Genomic DNA, 18524 nt, shown 5'->3' with positions numbered 1-18524 from the left:
GACTGTTCACTTGTGTTCAGTTCTGTCTGAACATGGAGGTTCAGCGTGCGGCGCGCGATTGTTCTTGCCACAGTGCTGTTAGTTGCGGTTGGTTCGACGACACCGATCGCCTCCGCAGTCGATCCCCCTCCGGACGTGCACACCTACCTCGAAGATCCGGCCAAGATCGCCGAGGGACAGGAGCCGCACCACGCGCTGCTGCTCCCGCAGGCCGATGTCGCCTCGGCCGTGCGCCGCGACGAGCGCACGCCGTTCACGCGGTCGCTGGACGGCAGGTGGCAGATCTCCATGGCGGACAGGCCCGCCGAAGTCCCGGCGCGGTTCTACGCCGACGACCACGACACGTCCGGCTGGCGCACCGTGACCGTGCCGCACACCTGGCAGACCGACGGCCTGGACCACCCGATCTTCCGCAACATCGCCACCGAGGTGCAGCCCGACGACCCGCCCCGTGTGCCCCGCGACGTGAACCCGACCGGTGCTTACGTGCGCGACTTCGACGTGCCGGCCGACTGGGCGAAGCGTGCGACGTTCGTGCGCTTCGAGGGCGTGGCGTCCGCTTACTTCGTGTGGGTCAACGGCAAGTACGTCGGCTACGACCAGGGCGGTTACACCCCGGCCGAGTTCGACATCTCCTCCGCGCTGCGGCCGGGCCGCAACAAGATCGCCGTCCAGGTGCACCGCTGGAGCGCCGGCTCCTACCTCGAGGACTACGACCAGTGGCGGTACTCGGGCATCTTCCGCTCGGTGTCGCTGTACTCGACGCCCGCCACGTTCATCCAGGACGTGACCCTCAAGACCGACCTCGACGCCACCTACACCGACGCGACCCTCACCGCGGACGTCGAGCTCGGCCACAAACCCGGCGGCACCACCGGCACGCACCGCGTCACGGCCAGTCTGCGTGACTCTCGCGGGGCCGAAGTCGGTTCGGTGAGCCAGGAAACAGGCGGCAGCACCGCCCGTCTCGCGTTGCCGGTGCGCAACCCGGCGAAGTGGACCGACGAGACGCCGAACCTCTACACCGTCGTGCTGACGCTGACCGCGCCCGACGGCAAGGTCACGCACATCACCAGTGACACCACAGGTTTCCGCGAGATCGAGATCCGCGACAAGACCCTGCTGGTCAACGGCAAGCGGGTGCTGTTCAAGGGCGTCAACCGCGCGGAGACCGACCCGGACCACGGCCGGCACGTCCCGCGTGCGGCGCAGGAACGCGACGTGGCGCTGATGGAGCAGCTCAACGTCAATGCCGTGCGCACGTCGCACTACCCGAGCGACCCGTACTTCTACGACCTGGCCGACCAGCACGGCATCTGGGTCGACGACGAGGTCGACATCGAGACCCACAACCACGAGAACTGCGCCCGGTGGTGCCAGGCGAACCAGCCGGAGTGGCGCGACACGTTCCTGGACCGGCTGATCGGCATGGTCGAGCGCGACAAGAACCACCCGAGCGTCTTCCTGTGGGACACCGGCAACGAGGCCGGGCTCGGCGCGCACCACTACGAGATGGCGAAGTGGCTCAAGGCCAACGACCCGTCGCGGCCGATCTACCACCAGTCCAACAACCCCGACGGCGACGCGCCGTTCGCCGACGTGTGGGGACCGCGCTACCCGTCGCCGGAGAGGTTCGCCGAGCAGGCGAAGAGCACGACCAAGCCGTTGATCTTCGGTGAGTACGCGCACGCGATGGGCAACAGCCTCGGCAACTTCCGGGAGTTCTGGGACATCATCCGCGCCAACCCGCAGACCCAGGGCGGCTTCATCTGGGACTGGGCCGAGCAGAACATCAAGCAGAAGACCCGCATCGCGCCGGACAGCTCGGGCAACGACATCACCGCACTGCTCTCCGGCGCGCCGGAGCTCGTCGACGGCCACCGCGGCAAGGCGCTCTCGCTGTCGGGGCTCGACGACTTCGTCGAGGTCTACCGCGACCGCAAGCTCGACATCACCGGCACGACCCTGACGCTCGACGCGTGGGTCAAGCCCGGGAAGTGGACCGGCCAGTTCCCGATCATCGCCAAGGGCGACCACCAGTGGACGCTCAAGATGAAGAACGAGACCACGCTCGAGTTCTTCATCCACAGCGGCACGTGGCGTGCCGTGCAGGCGAAGGTGCCCGCTGACTTCTACGGCAAGTGGCACCGGGTCAGCGGTACGTACGACGGCACCGCGTTGCGGCTGTACATCGACGGCGCCGAGGTCGGCGTCCTGCCGTTCACCGGCGCGATCGACTACTCGGCAGCCGACGTGAACATCGGCCGCGACTTCGAGATGTCGTGGAACGACCCGTCCACCGTCGGCTGGATGGCCCGCGGTGAGGTCGACGACGTCCGCGTCTACGACCGGGCGTTGCCGGCCGCCGAGCTCGGTACGTCCTCCGCCCCGGCCGGCGGTGCCGTGCTGGCACTCGACTTCGACAGCGTGCAGGAACGCGGCACGCACCTCGCGTACGGGTCGTCGCTGTCCGGTGTGGACGGCCTGATCGGCACAGACCGCAAGCCGCAGCCGGAGACCACGCAGATGGCCTGGGCACACCAGCCGATCCGGTTCGGCTACTCCGGCGGCGTGCTGTCGGTGACCAACGAGCGGCAGTTCACCGGCACCGACGACCTCACCCTGCGCTGGCGGGTCGCCGAAGGCTCACGGGTGGTCAAGAGCGGTGAACAGCCGCTGCGCGTCGCCGCCGGGTCGACCGCGCCGATCTCACTGCCGGTGCCGGTCAACGACGCCGACCGGGAACGGTTCCTCACCGTGGAGACGGTCACGTCGTCCAAGGCGCCACTGCTGCCGGCCGGGCACGTGCTCGCACACGACCAGTTCTCACTGGGCGGCAGCCGCGTTCCCGGCCTGGACAGGGCACCTCTCGACTGGGCCGTCGTGTTCACCCGCGAGGACGCCCAGAAGGTCACCGCCACGGCGGCAGGTGCCGCCTACACGGTCGACAAGAAGTCCGGTGCGCTGACGTCCATGAAGTCGTGGGGCCGTGAACTTCTCACCAGCGGTCCGAAGCTCGACGCGTGGCGTGCGCCGATCAGCAACGAGACCTACACGTGGGGCCGCGCCGAGGGCGAGGACTGGCGCAAGGCCGGGCTCGACCGCCTCGAGACCACGGTGTCCGGTGTGCGGGTGGAGAAGGACGGGCACAAGACCACCAGGATCATCGTGGACAGCAAGGCCGCCGCACCCGGTGTGAGCGGGGCGTGGTTCGACCAGACGATGGTCTACGCGGTGGACTCGGCCGGCGTGCTGCGACTCGGGCACCGGGTGACGCCGCAGGGCTCCATGCGGACGCTGCCGTACCTGCCGCGCATCGGTGTCCAGCTGTCCGTGCCCGACCGCTTCTCCGAGTTCTCCTGGTACGGCAGGAAGGCGGAGAGCTACGTCGACCGCAGGGACGGCACGCCGATCGGGGTGCACTCCACCTCGGTGGCCGACCAGTACGTCGAGTACCACCGCCCGCAGGACCACGGCAACCACACCGACACCCGGTGGGCGCTGCTCACCGACGGACGCACATCCGGTCTGCTGGTGTCGGGTGCTCGCGAGGTCAGCGTGACGCAGTACGACGACATCGAACGTGCCGCGTACCCGTTCATGTTGCAGCGCAACAAGGGGTACTTCACGCTGCACGCCGACCACGCCGTGACCGGTGTCGGTGACACGCCGAACCCGGTGCGGCAGCGCAGCCAGGTCCGTCCCGACAGCACCTACGAGTACACGATCACGATGCGACCGCTGACGTCGCAGGAAGCCTGGTCGGGCCTTCCGGCGGGGGCCTGACCGGTGGAGGTGGCCCCGGTGTTCGCCGGGGCCACCTCACCTTCATGCCCGCGTGCGTCCGATGTAGACGTTCTGCTCACTCGGCGATCTGGTACCTGCCGAGCACCATCTGGGCCAGCTCGTCCGCGACCTCGTCCAGCGTCGCATCGACCCACCCGACGACCCAGTCGTGCATGAGTCCGTTGACGGCGCCGATGATGGCCGCGGCGGTGATGCGGTAGTCGCCAGGAGGGATCTCGCCCGGTGCGGCGGCGTCCGCGGCCAGCCGGTTGATCATCTCGACCCAGATGGCGCGGCGTTCGAGGCGCTGACGGTCCATGCGGGGGCTGACTCCGACGACCTCGACGTAGGCGATGCGGGCGTGCCGCGGGTCGGCGCAGGCGCCCTTCACGTAGGCGTGCACCAAGCGGGGCAGCAGCTCCGGCAGTCTCAGGTCCCCGGTGCCGGGCAGCGCCTCGGCGACGGCCTTCCCCGCCACGTCGTTGACGTGGAGGTGCAGATCGGCCAGCAGGTCTTCCAGGGCGCGGTACTCCTCGTAGAACTGGCGGCTCGACAGACCGGCGGCCTTGCACAGATCACCCAGGCGAGTTCCCCGGAAACCCGGTCCGGTGCCGAAGGTCTCCAGGCCCGCTTCCCGGAACCGCCCGCGCCGCTCGTCCCGGCGCTCGGCCGCGTCCTTGCCACCGTATCGACCCTCCGCCGGGGTGATCCTGCCTGCCACGGTGCCTCCAAAGGATGTGTGCGGGTGGTTGCCTCCACTGGCTCTTGTGGCCGGGATCACGCCAGCCTACTATCCAGTAGGTAAGATCTGAACTTGGCCAAGTTCAGATCTCCCTGCGGCTTGCGCCCTCCCTTGCCGGCGCCCACTTCACTCGGAGATGCAACGATGCACGCTTCGTCCAACCCTGCGCGAAAACCTTCCGGAAGCGCTCTCACACGCCGTCGCCTCACCCACGCTGTCACCGCGGTGGCAGTGCTCGCCGCCTGCGTCACCACTCCGGCCGCCTCCGCGGCGCCGCTGCGTGAGGTGATGTTCGTCGGCAACAACTGGGACGGCACCGCCGACGTCATCAGGTCCACCGGCGACTTCGCCAAGATCGGCCGGATCAACGTCATCCCCGACAAGGACCAGCGACTCACCGAGATCTACCTCAACCCGATCAAGCTGGCCTTCTTCCTCGGTATTCGCTCGGGCCCCGGCGAGGGGCACGACCAGTTCGTCGACGACATGTACTCCACCCCCGACGGCACGGCCATGGTCGTCTCACGACCCAGCTTCGCTGACGTCGTCTCCCTCGACCTGGCCACCGGGAACATCAAGTGGCGGTTCCCCGTGTCGGGTTTCCGCGCCGACCACATGTCCGTCTCCCCAGACGGCACCAAGATCGCGGTCTCGGCGTCGACGTCCAACACGGTGCACGTGCTGGACATCAACACCGGCCGGCAGCTCGGCTCGTTCAAGACCGGTGACAAGCCGCACGAGAACGCCTTCACCAACGGAGGCAGGTACCTCTGGAACATGTCGATCGGCGAGGTCAACAACGACTTCGACGCCCCGTGGCAGGACTTCCTCAAGGGCGACCGGCACATCACCGTCGTCGACGCCGCCACCTACCAGGTCGTCCGCACCATCGACATGCGCGGCAAGCTGGACGCCTTCGGCCGCAAGGACCTGTCCGACGCCGTGCGGCCCGCGACGTTCAGCCCCGACTTCTCGAAGCTGTACTTCCAGGTGTCGTACTTCAACGGCTTCATCGAGTACGACGTCGCCACCGACAGGATCACCCAGGTGAAGACCCTGCCGAAGAACCCGGACACCAGCGACGACCGCACCACCTTCGTCAACGACTCACGCCACCACGGCCTGTCCATGAACCCGGACGGCAGCAAGCTCTGCGTCGCCGGAACCATGGACGACTACGCCACCGTCGTCGACCGCGCCACCCTGCAGCAAGGCCCGCTCGTCACCGCCTCCAAGCCCTACTGGGCCACCGTCAGCGGCGACGGCCGCCAGTGCGTCATCTCCGAGAGCGGCGCCGACCAGGTCACCGCGATCGACTTCGGCACCGGCCAGAAAGTCGTCTCCGTACCCGTCGGCGACCACCCGCAACGCGTCCGCGTCGCCCGCATCTCCGCCGACTGGACCAGCCCCACCCACTGACCACCGGTCCAAGGAGGTGGCCCCGGTGTCCGCCGGGGCCACCTCACCTTCATGCCCGCGTGCGTCCGATGTAGACGTTGCGGGCCCGGTAGTTGGTCTCCGCGGTCGGGCCCGGGCTGCCGGACGAGCCCTCCATCTGCAGGTTGATGACCACCCAGAGCGGCTTGCCGACGAAGTTCCGCGCGGTGTGCTTCGCGATCCACTTTCCGTCGAGGTAGTAGTGGATGTCGACGTCGGTGCCGTTCACCTTGGTCATCCACGCCCGGTAGGTGTGCCACGAGCCCGGCGAGGACACGCCGACGATGGAACTCGACACGTCGCTGGACGTCCGGAAGGTGTTGAACCAGTTCCGGTTGTCCCCCTTGAACTCCAGGATGTCGCTCTCGGGCGGCCAGCTGTTGACGCCGGTCAGCCAGAACGCGGGCCAGGTGCCGCGGGTGGAGGGCGCCTGGAAGTCGCCCTTCACCTCCCAGTTCGGGAACTGGTCGTTCACCACGACGTGTTCCTTCGCGTGGATCGCACCGGAGTGGTAGCGGATGGGCAGGTGCGGGTCGGCGCTGCTGTTGCCCTCGTTCCACGAGATGCGCGTCGCCTTCACCGTCAGCACGCCGCCGGACAGCGACACGTGGTTGTGGTCGCTGGAGCTCGCGTACATCCTGGCCGTGCCGTTGTGGTCGGAGCCCCACGGGTAGCGGTAGTTCCATTCCGACTCCAGCGCGCCGTAGCCGCTGAAGGACCCCGTCCCGATCACGTCTTCCCACGCCGCCGCGTTCGCGGGGGTCGTGGAGGCGGCGGTGAGGACGATGACGAGTGCGCCTGCTGCGATTCTCATCGCCTCACTGTCCTGGACGAACTCGTTGCCGCACAACAGTTCCGTCGATTCGACGGGCGGTTCGACTCGACAGGGTCAGTCGTGCGGCGAGTTCCCCTCGGCCGGGTCGTGGACGTCGAGCCGGCCGCACATGCCGAACCGCCTCGGGCCTTCCTCGCTCGTCACGTGGACGTCCGCCTCGGCGAGGTGGCCGATGTCGCCGTCGCGCAACCGGTCGAGGTGCTCGCCGGTGCGTTCGGCCGACGCCAGCGCGCCCGCCCGCCACCGCTTCTCCCAGTCGCCCAGGACGTCCTGCTTCAGCCGCGCGGCGGAGCGGTAGAAGTCGTCCAGTGCCGTGTCCTCGCCCGCCTCGACGCGTCGCTTCAGCTCCAGGAACCCTTCGAGGGCGAGGTCTCTGCGCCGCCGGGCAGACTCCTCGTCACCGGCCTGGGCTCGCGCGAAGTAGTTCTCCGCGTCGGCCAGCACCTCGGCGGGGAACGTGAACACCGCGTCGCCCGCCTCGGGCAGGCCGCTGTTCTGCATCACGACGATGATCCGCAGGTCGCCGTCGTTGACCAGGCGGTGGATCGTGCCGGGCGTGAACCAGGCGACGGTGCCCTCGCGCAATGGCGTCTCGGCGAACCCGCGGCGGGTCAGGGTCTGGACGCTGCCCTGCCCGCCGATCACGTAGTAGCACTCCGAGCAGGCGAGGTGTACGTGCGGCGAACCGCCGCACACCCCGTCCACCGCCGGCCAGTCGTACACCCTCAGGCCGGAGATGCCCACACCACCGGGGAACGGCGTCACCACGGGTGTTCCTCCACATAGGATTCCAGTTGCGCCCTGTCCCACTCGCCGTCGGCCACGACGAGCCGGTAGCGCAAGGCCAGTGCCGCGCCCGGAGCCAGTTCCACGGTGTCGTGGAAGGCGAAGGACGGGTTGACCGCCGCGAACGGCGTGCTGCGCACGAACCAGTGCGTGTTCTTGTTGTCCGGGTGGTCCAGGAACAGCAGCGTCGACCAGCGGTCCACCTCGTCGTGCCGGCCGACGAACGCGAGCCAGCGCGCGGCCTTGCCCATCATCTCCTGCCCGGCTCCCCCGTCGGCGGCGATCACGGTGCCGTCGGTGAACGAACGCGGTCCGCGCCAGAAGAACCCGGTGTAGCCGGCGAGCTCCCGCCCGTTGGTCGTCGGGCTGCCGAAGACCAGCGGCTCGGCACGCAGGTTCGTCATGGTGGTGGCGAAGTCCAGCGTCCACGAGTCGTCCTCGACGTCGCGCACCGTGAACGAACGCGACTCACCGACCCAGCGTTCTCCCTCTTCGGTGAACCAGGACAGCCGCTCGTCGAACCGCGCACCGTCGACCTCGAACTCCTCGTGCCGCATGGTCCCTACGTTCGACAGCGCCGCGTAGCCCCGGTCTCGCACGTACGTGACGCCGCCCCAGAAGTTCTCCCCCGACACGTCCGTCGCGGTCATCTGCACACCCTTGTGCCAGCGGTGGTCGTGCGGCCGGAACGCCGTCACCACGTCGCCGGCGAGCGTGCGCACCGGGTGCAGGTAGGGCTTCGGCCCCTCGAACGCGGGCGTCGACGGCCGGTGGACGTACCGGAAGAGCTCGACGTCGCCCACCGACGCGGTGAGCGCCTCGTCGTCCTGCCGCATGATCACCGGTTGTTCGTCCACGGGGCACCGATTCCTTCCATCGTCGCGTGGAACGGGCTGTCCGGACCGATCTGGCCCGCCTTCACGACCGTGCCGGTGAACGCGGAGGCGTAGAGCGCCGCGATGAACTCCATCGTGTTCCTGGTGTCCGCGAGGGTCACCGGAGGCGCCTCCCCGCTGTCCAGCGCGTCCAGGAACGCCGTCAGCTGGCACCGGTGACCGCTGACGATCCCCGACGGCTCGCCACGCCAGCGCGTGACGATCTCGTCGTGGCCGGGCGCCGGGGTCACGGTCCAGTCCGCGTCGGTGTAGCCGTAGAGGTGCTCGACCTCGACGGTGGCGCGTTCGAAGTCGAACCTCAGCTGCGACGTCTCCCTGGGCGACAGCAGGGAGTTGGTCACCGAGGCGACCGTGCCGTCGGCGAACGTCACCAGCGCCATCGAGACGTCCTCGGTCTGCACGTCCCGTGCCTGCCGGACCGCCACCGCCCGGATCTCCTGCCACGGACCGAGAACCGACAGCAGCAGGTCGAACTGGTGGATGCCGTGACCCATCGTCGGGCCGCCGCCCTCGCTGTCCCACGTCCCGCGCCACGGCACGTCGAAGTAGGCGTCACCGCGGTACCAGAGCGTGTCGCACTGGGCGACGAACGACCTGCCGAACACGCCTTCGGAGACCAGCCGGCGCAGCCGGATCGCGGCCGGTCCGAAGCGGTGCTGGAACACCGTCGCGACGCGGCCGGTCGAAGCGCGTTCGGCCGCGATCAGCGTGTCGATGCCGCTCAGCGACAACGCCGGCGGCTTCTCCACCAGCACGTTCACGTTCGCGGCGAGGCACTCCTGCGCCACCGGCACGTGATGGCGTGGCGGCGTGCACACGTGCACCACGTCCAGTTCCTCCGCCTGCAGCAACGCGGCGGAAGTGGGGTGCACGCGCGGCACACCCCACTCCTCGGCGAACGCCGATGCGCGATCGGTGTCCACGTCCACCACGGCCACGAGCTCGACGCGCTCCCCCGCCGCCCGCAACGCCTCGGCGTGGGCGGCCGCGATCGCCCCCGTGCCGACGATGGCCGCCCGCCTCACCTCGCGGCGTCCACTTCGGACTGGACTTCCCTGATGAACGCCGCCGCGGCGGCATCGGGCGTGGTGCGGCCGAACAGGACGTCCTCCGTGTGCCTCTTGAGGATGGTGTCGAGCGTGCTGGCGCCGTTCGGCGTGATCCTCGGCGGATCGCTGACCGGGACGGTGTCGAGGTACTCCTTGGCGGCCTTGTCGGTGTCCTTGAGCTGCCCGGCGATCGACTCGCGGATCTTCTGGTTCGCGGGCACGCCGCGTTCGGTCAGCAGGACCTTGGCCGCCTCGTCGTCGTTGGCGAGGAAGCTCACGAACGCCGCGGACTCGGCCGGGTACTTCGACCGGGAGGACACCGACCAGAACATCGACGGCTTGTAGTAGGCGCCGGGTGACGTGCCCTGGGTCTCACCGGGCAGCCGCAGCAGCTTCAGCTTGGCACCGCTGGCGGCGGTGAGCGCGGTCAGCTGGGTGTTCCACCACAGGCCGAACGCCGCGGTGCCGGTCGCGGTGGCGGACTGGTTCAGCCCGGCGGACGCCTTCTCGACGCTCACCGACGGCGGCGGCGCGACACCGGACTTGGCCAGGTCGAGGATGTACTGCCAGTAGTCACGGGCGATCTCCTGCGGCAGCACCACCTTGGCGTCGGCGTCGAACATCGCCTTGCCCTGCTGCCGTGCCCGGATGCTCAGCCCGGCGGCGTCGTTGATGCCCGGCGTCTGCACGCCGAACACCTGGCCGCCACCGGCCTTCGACACCTGCTCGCCGATCTTCCTCAGGTCGTCCCAAGACCACTTGGTGTCGTCGGGCACCGGGATGTTGTACTTCGCGAGCAGGTCGAGGTTGACCATGATCGAGTACATGCCCAGGCCTACCGGCAGCCCGTACTGCTTGCCGGCGATCGCACCGGTCGCGAGCGCCTTCTGGTCGAAGTTCGCGGTGTCGAGGTGCTTCTTGGCCTCGTTCAGGTCCAGCAACGCGCCGCGCTCGGCGTAGGAGGCGATGTAGAGCTCGTCCATCTGCATGATGTCGGGCGCGTCGTTGGCCGCCATGGTGGTGGCGAGGCTGTCCCAGTAGCCGTTCCACTCCTTGAACTCACCTTTGACGGTGATGTTCGGGTGCTTGCGCTGGAACATCTCGATGACCTGCTGGGTGCGCTTGTGCCGGTCGTCCGCGCCCCACCAGGTGAAGCGCAGCGTGACCTTCTCCGTCGTGAGGTCGGCGCCCGCCTCCGTTCCGGAACCGCACGCCGCCAGCAGGGACGCGGTCAGCGACAGCAGGACCGCCCAGGCGGTCCCCCGGCGAACACCTCTGAGCATGAGCTGTCCTTTCGGCTACTTGCCGCCGGTCGTGGCGATCCCCTTGACGAGGTACCGCTGGCCGACGAGGAAGGCGAGGAAGATCGGGAGGAGTGACACCACGCTCATCGCGAACTGCGAGCCCCACGAGGTGGCGACCGTCGAGTCGACGAACGAGCGCAGGGCGACGGGAACCGTGTACATGTCCGGGTCCGTCAGGTAGATCAACTGGCTGAAGAAGTCGTTCCACGTCCAGATGAACGTGAAGATCGTGGTGGTGGCGAGCGCGGGCGTCATCAACGGCAGGATGATCTGGAGGAAGATCCGCGGGTGGCCGCAGCCGTCGATGCGCGCCGCCTCGTCCAGTTCGCGCGGCAGGCCGCGGATGAACTGCACCATCAGGAAGACGAAGAACGCGTCGGTCGCGAGGATCTTCGGCACGATCAGCGGCAGGAACGTGTTGACCCAGCCGATGTTCGAGAACAGCACGTACTGCGGCACGATGATCACGTGGATCGGCAGCATGATCGTGCCGAGCATGATGCCGAACCACCACCGCTTGCCGGTGAACTGCAGCCGGGCGAAGGCGTAGGCGGCCATCGAGCACGACACCAGGTTGCCGACGATGCAGCCGAGCACCAGGACCGCCGAGTTCAGCAGGTAGGTGCCGAACGACGGCGTCAGGGCGTTCCAGCCCTCGGTGTAGTTCTCGGTCTGCAGGCCGTCGAGGATCAGGCCGGGACTGCGGAAGATCTCGTCGCCCGGCCGCAACGAGCTCGCGATCATCCACAGCACCGGGTACAGCATCACGAACCCGATCAGGACCAGGCCGAGGTGCTTGACGGGGGTGGTGAGCCTTCTAGTCGTCATAGAACACCCAGTACTTCGCAGCCCAGAAGTTGATCGCGGTGAACGCGGCGATGATCAGCAGCAGGAACCACGCCAGCGCCGACGCGTAACCCATGTCGAACCGGCTGAAACCCTGCTGGTACAGGTAGAGCGTGTAGAACATGGTCGAGTCGGACGGTCCGCCGGTGCCGCCGGAGACGACGAACGCCTGCGTGAACGACTGGAACGCGTGGATGATCTGCAGCACCAGGTTGAAGAACAGGATCGGCGAGAGCAGCGGCAGGGTGATCCGCCGGAACTGCGCCCACCTGCTCGCCCCGTCGATCGCGGCGGCCTCGTAGTAGACCTCCGGGACCTGCCTCAGCCCGGCCAGGAAGATGATCATCGGCGAGCCGAACGTCCACACGTTCAGCACGATCAGCGTCGACAGCGCGGTGTCCGGGTCGGAGATCCAGCCCCTGCCCTCGACGCCGAAGAAGCCCAGCAACCGGTTCACCAGACCGTCGGTGCCGAAGACCTGCGTCCACAGCACCGCGATCGCCACGCTCGACCCGAGCAGCGACGGCAGGTAGAACGCCGAGCGGTAGAACGCGAGCCCGCGCAGCCCCCGGTTGAGCAGCAGCGCGACGCCCAGTGCGCACGCCAGCTGCAGGGGCACCGAGACGAGCACGTAGGTGAACGTGACCCGCAGGGCGTTGTGCAGCCGGGAGTCGCTGAGGACGCGCGCGAAGTTGTCGAACCCGATGAACTTCGGCGGCTGGATCAGGTTGTACTTCGTGAAGCCCAGCGCGAAGGACGCGACCACCGGGCCGATCGTGACGAGGAGCAGTCCGGCGAACCAGGGCGCGAGGAACCAGAACGCGGCTCTGTTGTCGCTTTTCCTGACCTGGACGCCACCTCGGCGCAGTTGACGCAGTTCGTCTAGAGCGCTCATCGACCCCCGACCTCGCCGTCCGGAAAACGCTTTCCGGAGTCTGCATCGGTGCCTGATGAGCGTCAAGCACGCTGTCGAATGCCGTCGAACTGACCTGTCGAACGGCGTCGAACAGTGGAGTCCTTTGTAGAGGCTTGGCCGGGAGAGGGCGGGGCGCCGCCCTCTCCCGGGCTCGCTCTAGGCGTAGGGGTTGCGTCCGGACAGCCCGCCGACCTTGCACGGGCCGTTCGCCGCGTCACGGCAGACGACGACGCCCATGTAGGTGATCGAGTCGCCGCTGATCGACCACGTCAGGTCGTTGTACGACGAGTGGTCCTCCTTGTCGCAGCCGGAGTGGTCGTACCGGCGCGTCGGCGTCGTGTCGGGGTGCAGCGAGCCGTTGTAGAACAGGAAGTAGGCGTAGACGGGCTTGGCGTCACAGCCCCAGTCGGAGACGAGCAGGTCGATGTTGCGGACCGAGCTGCGCCCGGCCCAGTCGAACGTGGCCCCCGCGTAGCCGTAGTCCTGTCCCGAGTAGATGAGCTCCTGGTCGGCGGCACTGGCGGAAGGCGCGTTGACGACGACGGCGGAGAGCGCGGCCACGGCAGCGGCTGCGACCCGGCCGGCGATCTTGGTGAAGGTTCTCGAAACCATGGCGGCAGTTAACAACGCTCCACCGTGGTCGCTGAAGCTTTTGCGTCCCAGAGCAAAGCCTCCTCAGCCCCTACTCCACCGTGCACTTCACGCCGTTGACCGAGAACGCGGCCGGTGGGGTCGAACGGCCGCGAGAGTTGCCGTTGAAGCCGAACTGCACCGACTTGCCCGCCACGACCTCCCGGTTGTAGCTCGTGTTCGTGGCGCTGACGACCGACCCGTACTGCCTCGCGGAGGCGTCCCACATGTCGCGGACGCTCTCCCCGTTCGAGAAGGCCCACAACAGCGACCAGCCGTTCACCGCCGCGGTACCGGTGTTGCGCACGGTCACGCCGGCCTGGAACCCGCCCTGCCACTGACCCGTGATCCGGTAGGAGACGGCACAGGCCTTCGCCGGAGGCGGCGGGGTCGTGGTCGTCGGAGGCGGCGGTGACGGGGCGGGAGTCGTGGTCGTCGTGGTGGGGGCGGGTTTGGAGGTGTCGGAACCCTCGCAGGGCGGGCCCCACAACCCTCGCCTGGCCGCGGACGCCTCGTCCCGGGCGTCGATCAGCGGCCCGCTGTCGACGCCCTCGGGCTTCAGGGCACCCTGCTGCACGGCGAGCACCGCGTAGTCGGTGCCGTTCTCCAGTTCCAGGTCCACCACGCCGATCTCCAGCCCGGTGAACCGGACGGAGCTCGCCAGCAGGGTCGACCTGGCGAAGGAGAGCGAGGCCTCCGCGAAGCACTCCTTCGGCTCCGCCAGCGACGCGACGCGGACCCTCGTGCCGTCAGCGAACTCGACGGTCCGCGCGTCGATCACGTCCCGCACGACGGTGAGCACGTCCTGCGGCGGCACCACCTCGTTGACCAGCGTCGGGGGTTTCAGCGGGGACTGCGGCGACGGCGACGGTGCCGCGGGTTCCGCCGAGCACGCGCCCGTGAACAGCAACAACATCACCAGCAGGTGCTTGCGCGCCACCGTCACTCCCGACCATCTCCCCGACAGGCTGTCTCCTGTGGACGACAGCACTCACCCAGCCGCTGGAATGTCGGTTGAGCTGATCACCGCGTTACGTCCAGGTCAGACGGTCCTGCCGGGCGGCGCGGAGCAGAACACCCGCGGGGTCCCCCAGGCGTTGGCGGCGTCACGGCCGGTGCGCACGTCCAGCAACGTCAGCCGGTCGACGTCCGAGATGTCGATCTCGACGTGCTGGGGTGCGTCGGCGATGCTCGCCTGGCGGGTGGTGGCGTCCTTCTCGTCGGCCCTGATCACGAACTGACCGACCCCGTCCGCCGGGGACGAGGCCGCGTCCTTGCCGATCCACACCGACAGGCGGGTGCACCTGCCCGCGGTGGACCAGGTGCGGAAGTTGGCCGGCTGGGCCGCCGGCGAGACGGCCGAACCGCGGATGCCGCGGGAGAACGGCTCCTTGCCCACCCCGATGCCGATCGACGGCACGGTCTCGTGCCCGTCGCCGGACTCGACCGCCTGGTAGGTGGTGAGGTCGTACCAGTCCTCGGCGGGCGGCGGAGGCGCGGCCGGCGATGTGGTGAGAACGGTGGCCGCGGGCTCGTCTGCGCTCAGCACCCCGCTGACGAGCAGGCAGGTCCCAATGACCAGCACGATGACCACGGCGGCCGCGCCCGCGATCCACCGCCTGGGTTTGTGGCCTGCGCCACCAGTCGTCATGCCCGGCTTTGTCTGAGACGCGCACCTCTTCGTTACAAGGTCAGTTCCCGTTGAGCCACAGGCCGATCCAGGCGACGACGAGCAGGAACGCCACCATGCCGGCGAAGTGCCACGGCGCCAGGTCGAGGCTCTTGCGCACACCACCGCCGCCGGACGGCACCGGGTGCGGCCGGTGCTGCTCGATCGCCTCCCGGATGCGGGACTGCACCCGGCTGCCCCGCAACGAACTGGCCGCGGAGAAGGCGCCGACGGCGACGTTGATCCGCTCCCCCGAGGTCGTCACGAGAACGACCTCCCGCGTCGCCTCGACCGACGCGAGCTCGGCCCACGGCACCCAGAACCTGCGGAACCAGTTCACGACCAGCACACCCGAGCCGTGGACCTCCACCACCGAGTGCGCGCCGACCATCCACATGAACCACGTGAGCGGCGCCATGATCGCGATGAACTCCAGCTGGTGCCCGAACCCGTTGCCGGGGAACGGGTTGAGCAGCACGTACGTGCTCGTGCCGAGCGCGCCCAGCGTCACGACCCAGCTGAAGGTGCTGTCGAACTTCCTGCGCAGCACCACTGCCGCCCTGCCCTGGTTCATGGGCACACGATAGATCCGCCTCAGCGGACCAGTTGCCCGAACACCGGAGGCTCCTCGGCCGCCAGGTCGTCCGGCAGCCGCAGGCCCTGCCGCCGCGGCACCAGCTCCGACTGCAGCACGATCGCCGCGGCACCGATCGCGGGCGCCGACGCCGCCGAGGGCGACAGCCGCACGGAGATCGGGTGGGCGTCGCGCGCGATGAACGCGCTGTCGAGCTCGGCGCGCAGCACGGGCAGGTAGACCGAGCCCGCGATCGCGAAGCTCGGGCCGGTGAGCACCAGCACCTCCAGGTCCAGCACGTTCGCCAGCGTGCGCGCGGCGGCCGCGAAGTACCGGGCGGACCGTTCGAGCAACGCGACCGCACGGGTGTTGCCCTGCCGGGCCGCCCTGCTGATCGCCGCGAAGTCCGCCGCGACCGGTGTGGCCGCGCGGGTGCGGCCTCCGACGAGACCCGCCGCACGGCTCAGCGCCCGGTCGGCCCGCGCCTGTTCCACGACCGCGGCGGGACCGGCCAGCACCTCCAGGCACCCGCGCGCGCCGCACCGGCACCACGGGCCGTCGATGTCGAGGCAGGTGTGGCCGATCTCGCCGGTGTGACCGCTCGGGCCCCGGTAGGTGGCGCCGCCGAGCACGACACCCGCGCCGACGCCCGTTCCCATGAACAGCGCGGCGAACGTCGACGTCGCGCCGACGCCGCCGGACCAGTGCTCGCCGATCGCCGCGGCGGTCGCGTCGTTGTCGAGCACCACCGGCAGGCCCGTCGCCCGTTCGAGCGCACGGCCGAACTCGCGGTGCTCCGACGGGCGTGCCGCCACGAGTCCCAGCCCGAGGATTCGACCGCGTTCGACACCGACGCTGTCGATCAGCGCGTCGACCTCGCGAGCCACCCTGGCGACCACGGCCGCCGGCTCGTCGGCGGCCGCGCCCGCGCGCGAAATTCTTGCGACGACCGCTCCGCCGAGGTTGGTCAGCACGTAGGTGATCCGCGCGTCGTCGAGGTGCACGCCGACGGCGTAACGCGCGAAGTGGTTGAGCTGCAACATGACCCGGCGCTTGCCGCCGGTCGACTCGGCGTGCCCGGTCTCGGCCACCAGCCCCTCGTCGATCAGGCCGCGCACGACGGTGGAGATCGTCCCGCCGGTCAGGCCGGTGGCGTTGACCAGGCCGACGCGGCTGATCATGCCCGCCGCCCTGATCAGGTCCAGCACGGCCGCCCTGGTGCTGGCGTGGGTCACCCGCGCCGGTCCGCTCACAGCACTCCTCCGTCGAACGGCGAACTTGTCCATCGACAACCTCACGACCAGTAAAGCATCCCGAGGCGTTGACTTTCTTTGTTTAGTAACTGAAGAATCCTCGCCGCGAACCACCCAGCCTCGGGAGGATCAACGATGTTCCTGCACAAGCGGCTCTGCGCACTCGGTCTCGCGGTCGTCGTCGCGGCCACCACCGCCTGCTCCAGTTCCGGCGGCGCGGCCCGGCCCCGCGACACGCTCGTCGTCTACACCGGGCAGGCCGGCGACTACCAGCTGAACTTCAACCCGTACGCCCCCACCCTGATCGAGGGACCCGGCACGATCTACGAGCCGCTGTTCTTCTTCAACATCGCGAAGGACGGACCGCCCAAACCCATGCTCGGCACCGAGTTCGGGTGGAACCCGGACGGAACCGAGCTGTCGGTCACCCTGAGAAACGACGTGACCTGGTCCGACGGCGAGAAGTTCACCGCCGAGGACGTGAAGTTCACGCTCGACATGGTCGCCAAGACCCCCGCCGTCAACAAGACGGGCTTCAAGGGCACGACGACCGCGGTCGACGACACGCACGTGGTCGTGAAGTTCCCCGAACCGTCCTACATGGACGGACCCCAGGTGCTCGGCCAGCTGTGGATCCTTCCGGAGCACATCTGGAAGAACTACACCACGCCCGCGACCGAGGTGAACCCGAACCCGGTCGGCACCGGCCCGTTCCAGCTCGGCGACTTCAAGGCGCAGTCGTTCACCCTCAAGGCGAACCCGAAGTACTGGGGCGGCGAGCCCGCGCTCAAGCAGGTCCGCTACCTGTCGCTGTCGGGCAACCAGGCGGGCGTGGACGCCCTGAAGGCCGGGTCGATCGACTGGCAGACCGGCCCGGTTCCGGACATCAAGGACGTCGAGAAGAACTACCCCGGCTACAAGGTCGTCACGCTGCCGCTCAACCAGGTCGCGTTGTTCACCTGCTCCAACGCGCAGCTCGGCTGCCAGGGCGCGCAGACCGATCCCGCGGTGCGCAGGGCGATCTACCACGGGATGAACCGCACGCAGATCAACTCACTCGCGTTCCAGGACACCGCCGCCGCGATGTCCCCCGGTTACACCCTCCAGCCGCGCGACGAGTCGCTGATCTCCAGCAAGCTCACCGACCGCATGGCGCCGATGAACGCCGACACCGCCAAGTCCGACCAGATCCTCACCGGCGCCGGGTACGCCAAGGGCCCCGACGGCATCTACGCCAAGGACGGCAAACCGCTGGCGCTGACCGTCAAGGTGGTCGCCGGCTGGACCGACTACATCACCGCGCTCGAGACCCTGAGCCAGCAGCTGCTCAAGATCGGCATCAAGATCACGCCGCAGCAGCTGTCGTGGAACGAGTGGGCCGACTCGCGCGGCCGCGGCCAGTTCGAGCTGCTGATCGACTCGGTGGAGCAGGGTCCGGCGCCGGACCCCTACTACACGTACAGCTACTTCTTCTCGACGGCGACGACCGCGCCGGTCGGGCAGGCGGCCAACCCGAACTTCTCCCGGTTCAGCAACCCGGTCGTGGACGCCGCGCTGGCCGAGCTCAAGAAGACCGACAGGAAAGACCCGGCACGGCAGCAGCACTACGACGCCATCCAGGTCGAGCTCGAGAAGTCCATGCCGTACATCCCGGTGCTGACCGGCGGTGTGCCGAACGAGTACAACGACAAGGCGTTCACCGGCTGGCCGACGAAGGACGACCTCTACGCGTTCCCCGCCGTGTGGAAGCGGCCGGACGCCTCGCAGGTGTACGCGAAGCTCAAGCCCGCCGGGTCCTGAC

General features: G+C 68.6%; 16 protein-coding genes. 3 read left to right on the top strand and 13 right to left on the bottom strand.

Translation table 11 applies throughout. The features are described from left to right. Positions 1 to 135: 135 nt before the first annotated feature. Entirely contained in the window at positions 136 to 3786 is a 3651-nt protein-coding gene (locus LX88_RS29510; RefSeq protein WP_258951036.1) for a glycoside hydrolase family 2 TIM barrel-domain containing protein, read from the top strand. 76 nt (positions 3787 to 3862) lie between these two features. Here the strand turns inward: LX88_RS29510 and LX88_RS44410 are convergent, their stop codons facing one another. After that, positions 3863 to 4507: a TetR-type transcription factor C-terminal domain-containing protein gene (locus LX88_RS44410; protein WP_258951035.1), complete on the bottom strand. Its 645-nt coding sequence runs from the start codon at positions 4505 to 4507 to the stop codon at positions 3863 to 3865. Between the two features lie 165 nt (positions 4508 to 4672). Between LX88_RS44410 and LX88_RS29500 the strand changes: the two genes are divergently transcribed. After that, the gene (locus LX88_RS29500) at positions 4673 to 5947 is read left to right on the top strand and encodes a YncE family protein (RefSeq protein ID WP_258951034.1); all 1275 of its coding nucleotides are present in this window, start codon (positions 4673 to 4675) and stop codon (positions 5945 to 5947) included. Positions 5948 to 5996: 49 nt separating this feature from the next. On the opposite strand, the gene LX88_RS29495 is transcribed toward LX88_RS29500, so the two are convergent. The 12 genes from LX88_RS29495 to LX88_RS29440 all read right to left on the bottom strand — a co-directional run bounded on the left by LX88_RS29495 (position 5997) and on the right by LX88_RS29440 (position 16723). Next, positions 5997 to 6779 (bottom strand): glycoside hydrolase family 16 protein, encoded by a 783-nt coding sequence (locus LX88_RS29495; protein ID WP_258951033.1) that lies wholly within the window; start codon positions 6777 to 6779, stop codon positions 5997 to 5999. 75 nt (positions 6780 to 6854) lie between these two features. Further along, positions 6855 to 7568 (bottom strand): cupin domain-containing protein, encoded by a 714-nt coding sequence (locus LX88_RS29490; protein WP_258951032.1) that lies wholly within the window; start codon positions 7566 to 7568, stop codon positions 6855 to 6857. Next, positions 7562 to 8443, bottom strand: coding sequence for a DUF6807 domain-containing protein (locus LX88_RS29485; protein ID WP_258951031.1), 882 nt, complete (start codon positions 8441 to 8443; stop codon positions 7562 to 7564). Before LX88_RS29485 ends, LX88_RS29490 begins: the two co-directional genes overlap by 7 nt. Continuing rightward, a complete protein-coding gene (locus tag LX88_RS44405) occupies positions 8425 to 9507 on the bottom strand; it encodes a Gfo/Idh/MocA family protein (protein ID WP_258951030.1) in 1083 nt (360 codons plus the stop codon). The genes LX88_RS29485 and LX88_RS44405 overlap by 19 nt, the downstream gene beginning before the upstream one ends. Then, the gene (locus LX88_RS29475; RefSeq protein ID WP_258951029.1) at positions 9504 to 10814 is read right to left on the bottom strand and encodes an ABC transporter substrate-binding protein; all 1311 of its coding nucleotides are present in this window, start codon (positions 10812 to 10814) and stop codon (positions 9504 to 9506) included. The genes LX88_RS44405 and LX88_RS29475 overlap by 4 nt, the downstream gene beginning before the upstream one ends. A gap of 15 nt (positions 10815 to 10829) precedes the next feature. Next, positions 10830 to 11663: a carbohydrate ABC transporter permease gene (locus LX88_RS29470; protein WP_090064737.1), complete on the bottom strand. Its 834-nt coding sequence runs from the start codon at positions 11661 to 11663 to the stop codon at positions 10830 to 10832. Next, positions 11653 to 12576, bottom strand: a complete 924-nt coding sequence (locus tag LX88_RS29465; protein ID WP_258951028.1) for a carbohydrate ABC transporter permease — start codon at positions 12574 to 12576, stop codon at positions 11653 to 11655. Before LX88_RS29465 ends, LX88_RS29470 begins: the two co-directional genes overlap by 11 nt. Before the next feature lie 177 nt (positions 12577 to 12753). Continuing rightward, a complete protein-coding gene (locus tag LX88_RS29460; RefSeq protein WP_258951027.1) occupies positions 12754 to 13209 on the bottom strand; it encodes a hypothetical protein in 456 nt (151 codons plus the stop codon). A gap of 70 nt (positions 13210 to 13279) precedes the next feature. Next, a complete protein-coding gene (locus LX88_RS29455) occupies positions 13280 to 14167 on the bottom strand; it encodes a cellulose binding domain-containing protein (protein WP_258951026.1) in 888 nt (295 codons plus the stop codon). Positions 14168 to 14269: 102 nt separating this feature from the next. Beyond that, positions 14270 to 14878 (bottom strand): NPCBM/NEW2 domain-containing protein, encoded by a 609-nt coding sequence (locus LX88_RS29450; RefSeq protein WP_258951025.1) that lies wholly within the window; start codon positions 14876 to 14878, stop codon positions 14270 to 14272. 40 nt (positions 14879 to 14918) lie between these two features. Next, the gene (locus LX88_RS29445; protein WP_258951024.1) at positions 14919 to 15470 is read right to left on the bottom strand and encodes a PH domain-containing protein; all 552 of its coding nucleotides are present in this window, start codon (positions 15468 to 15470) and stop codon (positions 14919 to 14921) included. Positions 15471 to 15490: 20 nt separating this feature from the next. Then, on the bottom strand, positions 15491 to 16723 hold the full coding sequence (locus LX88_RS29440; RefSeq protein WP_258951023.1) for an ROK family protein: 1233 nt from the start codon (positions 16721 to 16723) through the stop codon (positions 15491 to 15493). Between the two features lie 135 nt (positions 16724 to 16858). On the opposite strand from LX88_RS29440, the gene LX88_RS29435 reads away from it, so the two are divergent. Continuing rightward, entirely contained in the window at positions 16859 to 18523 is a 1665-nt protein-coding gene (locus tag LX88_RS29435; RefSeq protein WP_258951022.1) for an ABC transporter substrate-binding protein, read from the top strand. The last annotated feature ends 1 nt before the right edge of the window (position 18524 follow it).

The organism is Lentzea californiensis (genome assembly GCF_024648825.1).
Classification (GTDB): domain Bacteria; phylum Actinomycetota; class Actinomycetes; order Mycobacteriales; family Pseudonocardiaceae; genus Lentzea; species Lentzea californiensis.
The sequence above is the reverse complement of the archived record's forward strand: the minus strand, read 5'-3'. Positions and strand labels throughout refer to the sequence as shown.

What these genes read in the sequence shown, in the direction of transcription:
- LX88_RS29500 (WP_258951034.1), top strand. Translation starts at nt 4,673, where the DNA reads ATGCACGCTTCGTCCAACCCTGCGCGAAAACCTTCCGGAAGCGCTCTC.
- LX88_RS29495 (WP_258951033.1), bottom strand. Translation starts at nt 6,779, where the DNA reads ATGAGAATCGCAGCAGGCGCACTCGTCATCGTCCTCACCGCCGCCTCC.
- LX88_RS29475 (WP_258951029.1), bottom strand. Translation starts at nt 10,814, where the DNA reads ATGCTCAGAGGTGTTCGCCGGGGGACCGCCTGGGCGGTCCTGCTGTCG.
- LX88_RS29470 (WP_090064737.1), bottom strand. Translation starts at nt 11,663, where the DNA reads ATGACGACTAGAAGGCTCACCACCCCCGTCAAGCACCTCGGCCTGGTC.
- LX88_RS29465 (WP_258951028.1), bottom strand. Translation starts at nt 12,576, where the DNA reads ATGAGCGCTCTAGACGAACTGCGTCAACTGCGCCGAGGTGGCGTCCAG.
- LX88_RS29460 (WP_258951027.1), bottom strand. Translation starts at nt 13,209, where the DNA reads ATGGTTTCGAGAACCTTCACCAAGATCGCCGGCCGGGTCGCAGCCGCT.
- LX88_RS29450 (WP_258951025.1), bottom strand. Translation starts at nt 14,878, where the DNA reads ATGACGACTGGTGGCGCAGGCCACAAACCCAGGCGGTGGATCGCGGGC.
- LX88_RS29445 (WP_258951024.1), bottom strand. Translation starts at nt 15,470, where the DNA reads ATGAACCAGGGCAGGGCGGCAGTGGTGCTGCGCAGGAAGTTCGACAGC.
- LX88_RS29435 (WP_258951022.1), top strand. Translation starts at nt 16,859, where the DNA reads ATGTTCCTGCACAAGCGGCTCTGCGCACTCGGTCTCGCGGTCGTCGTC.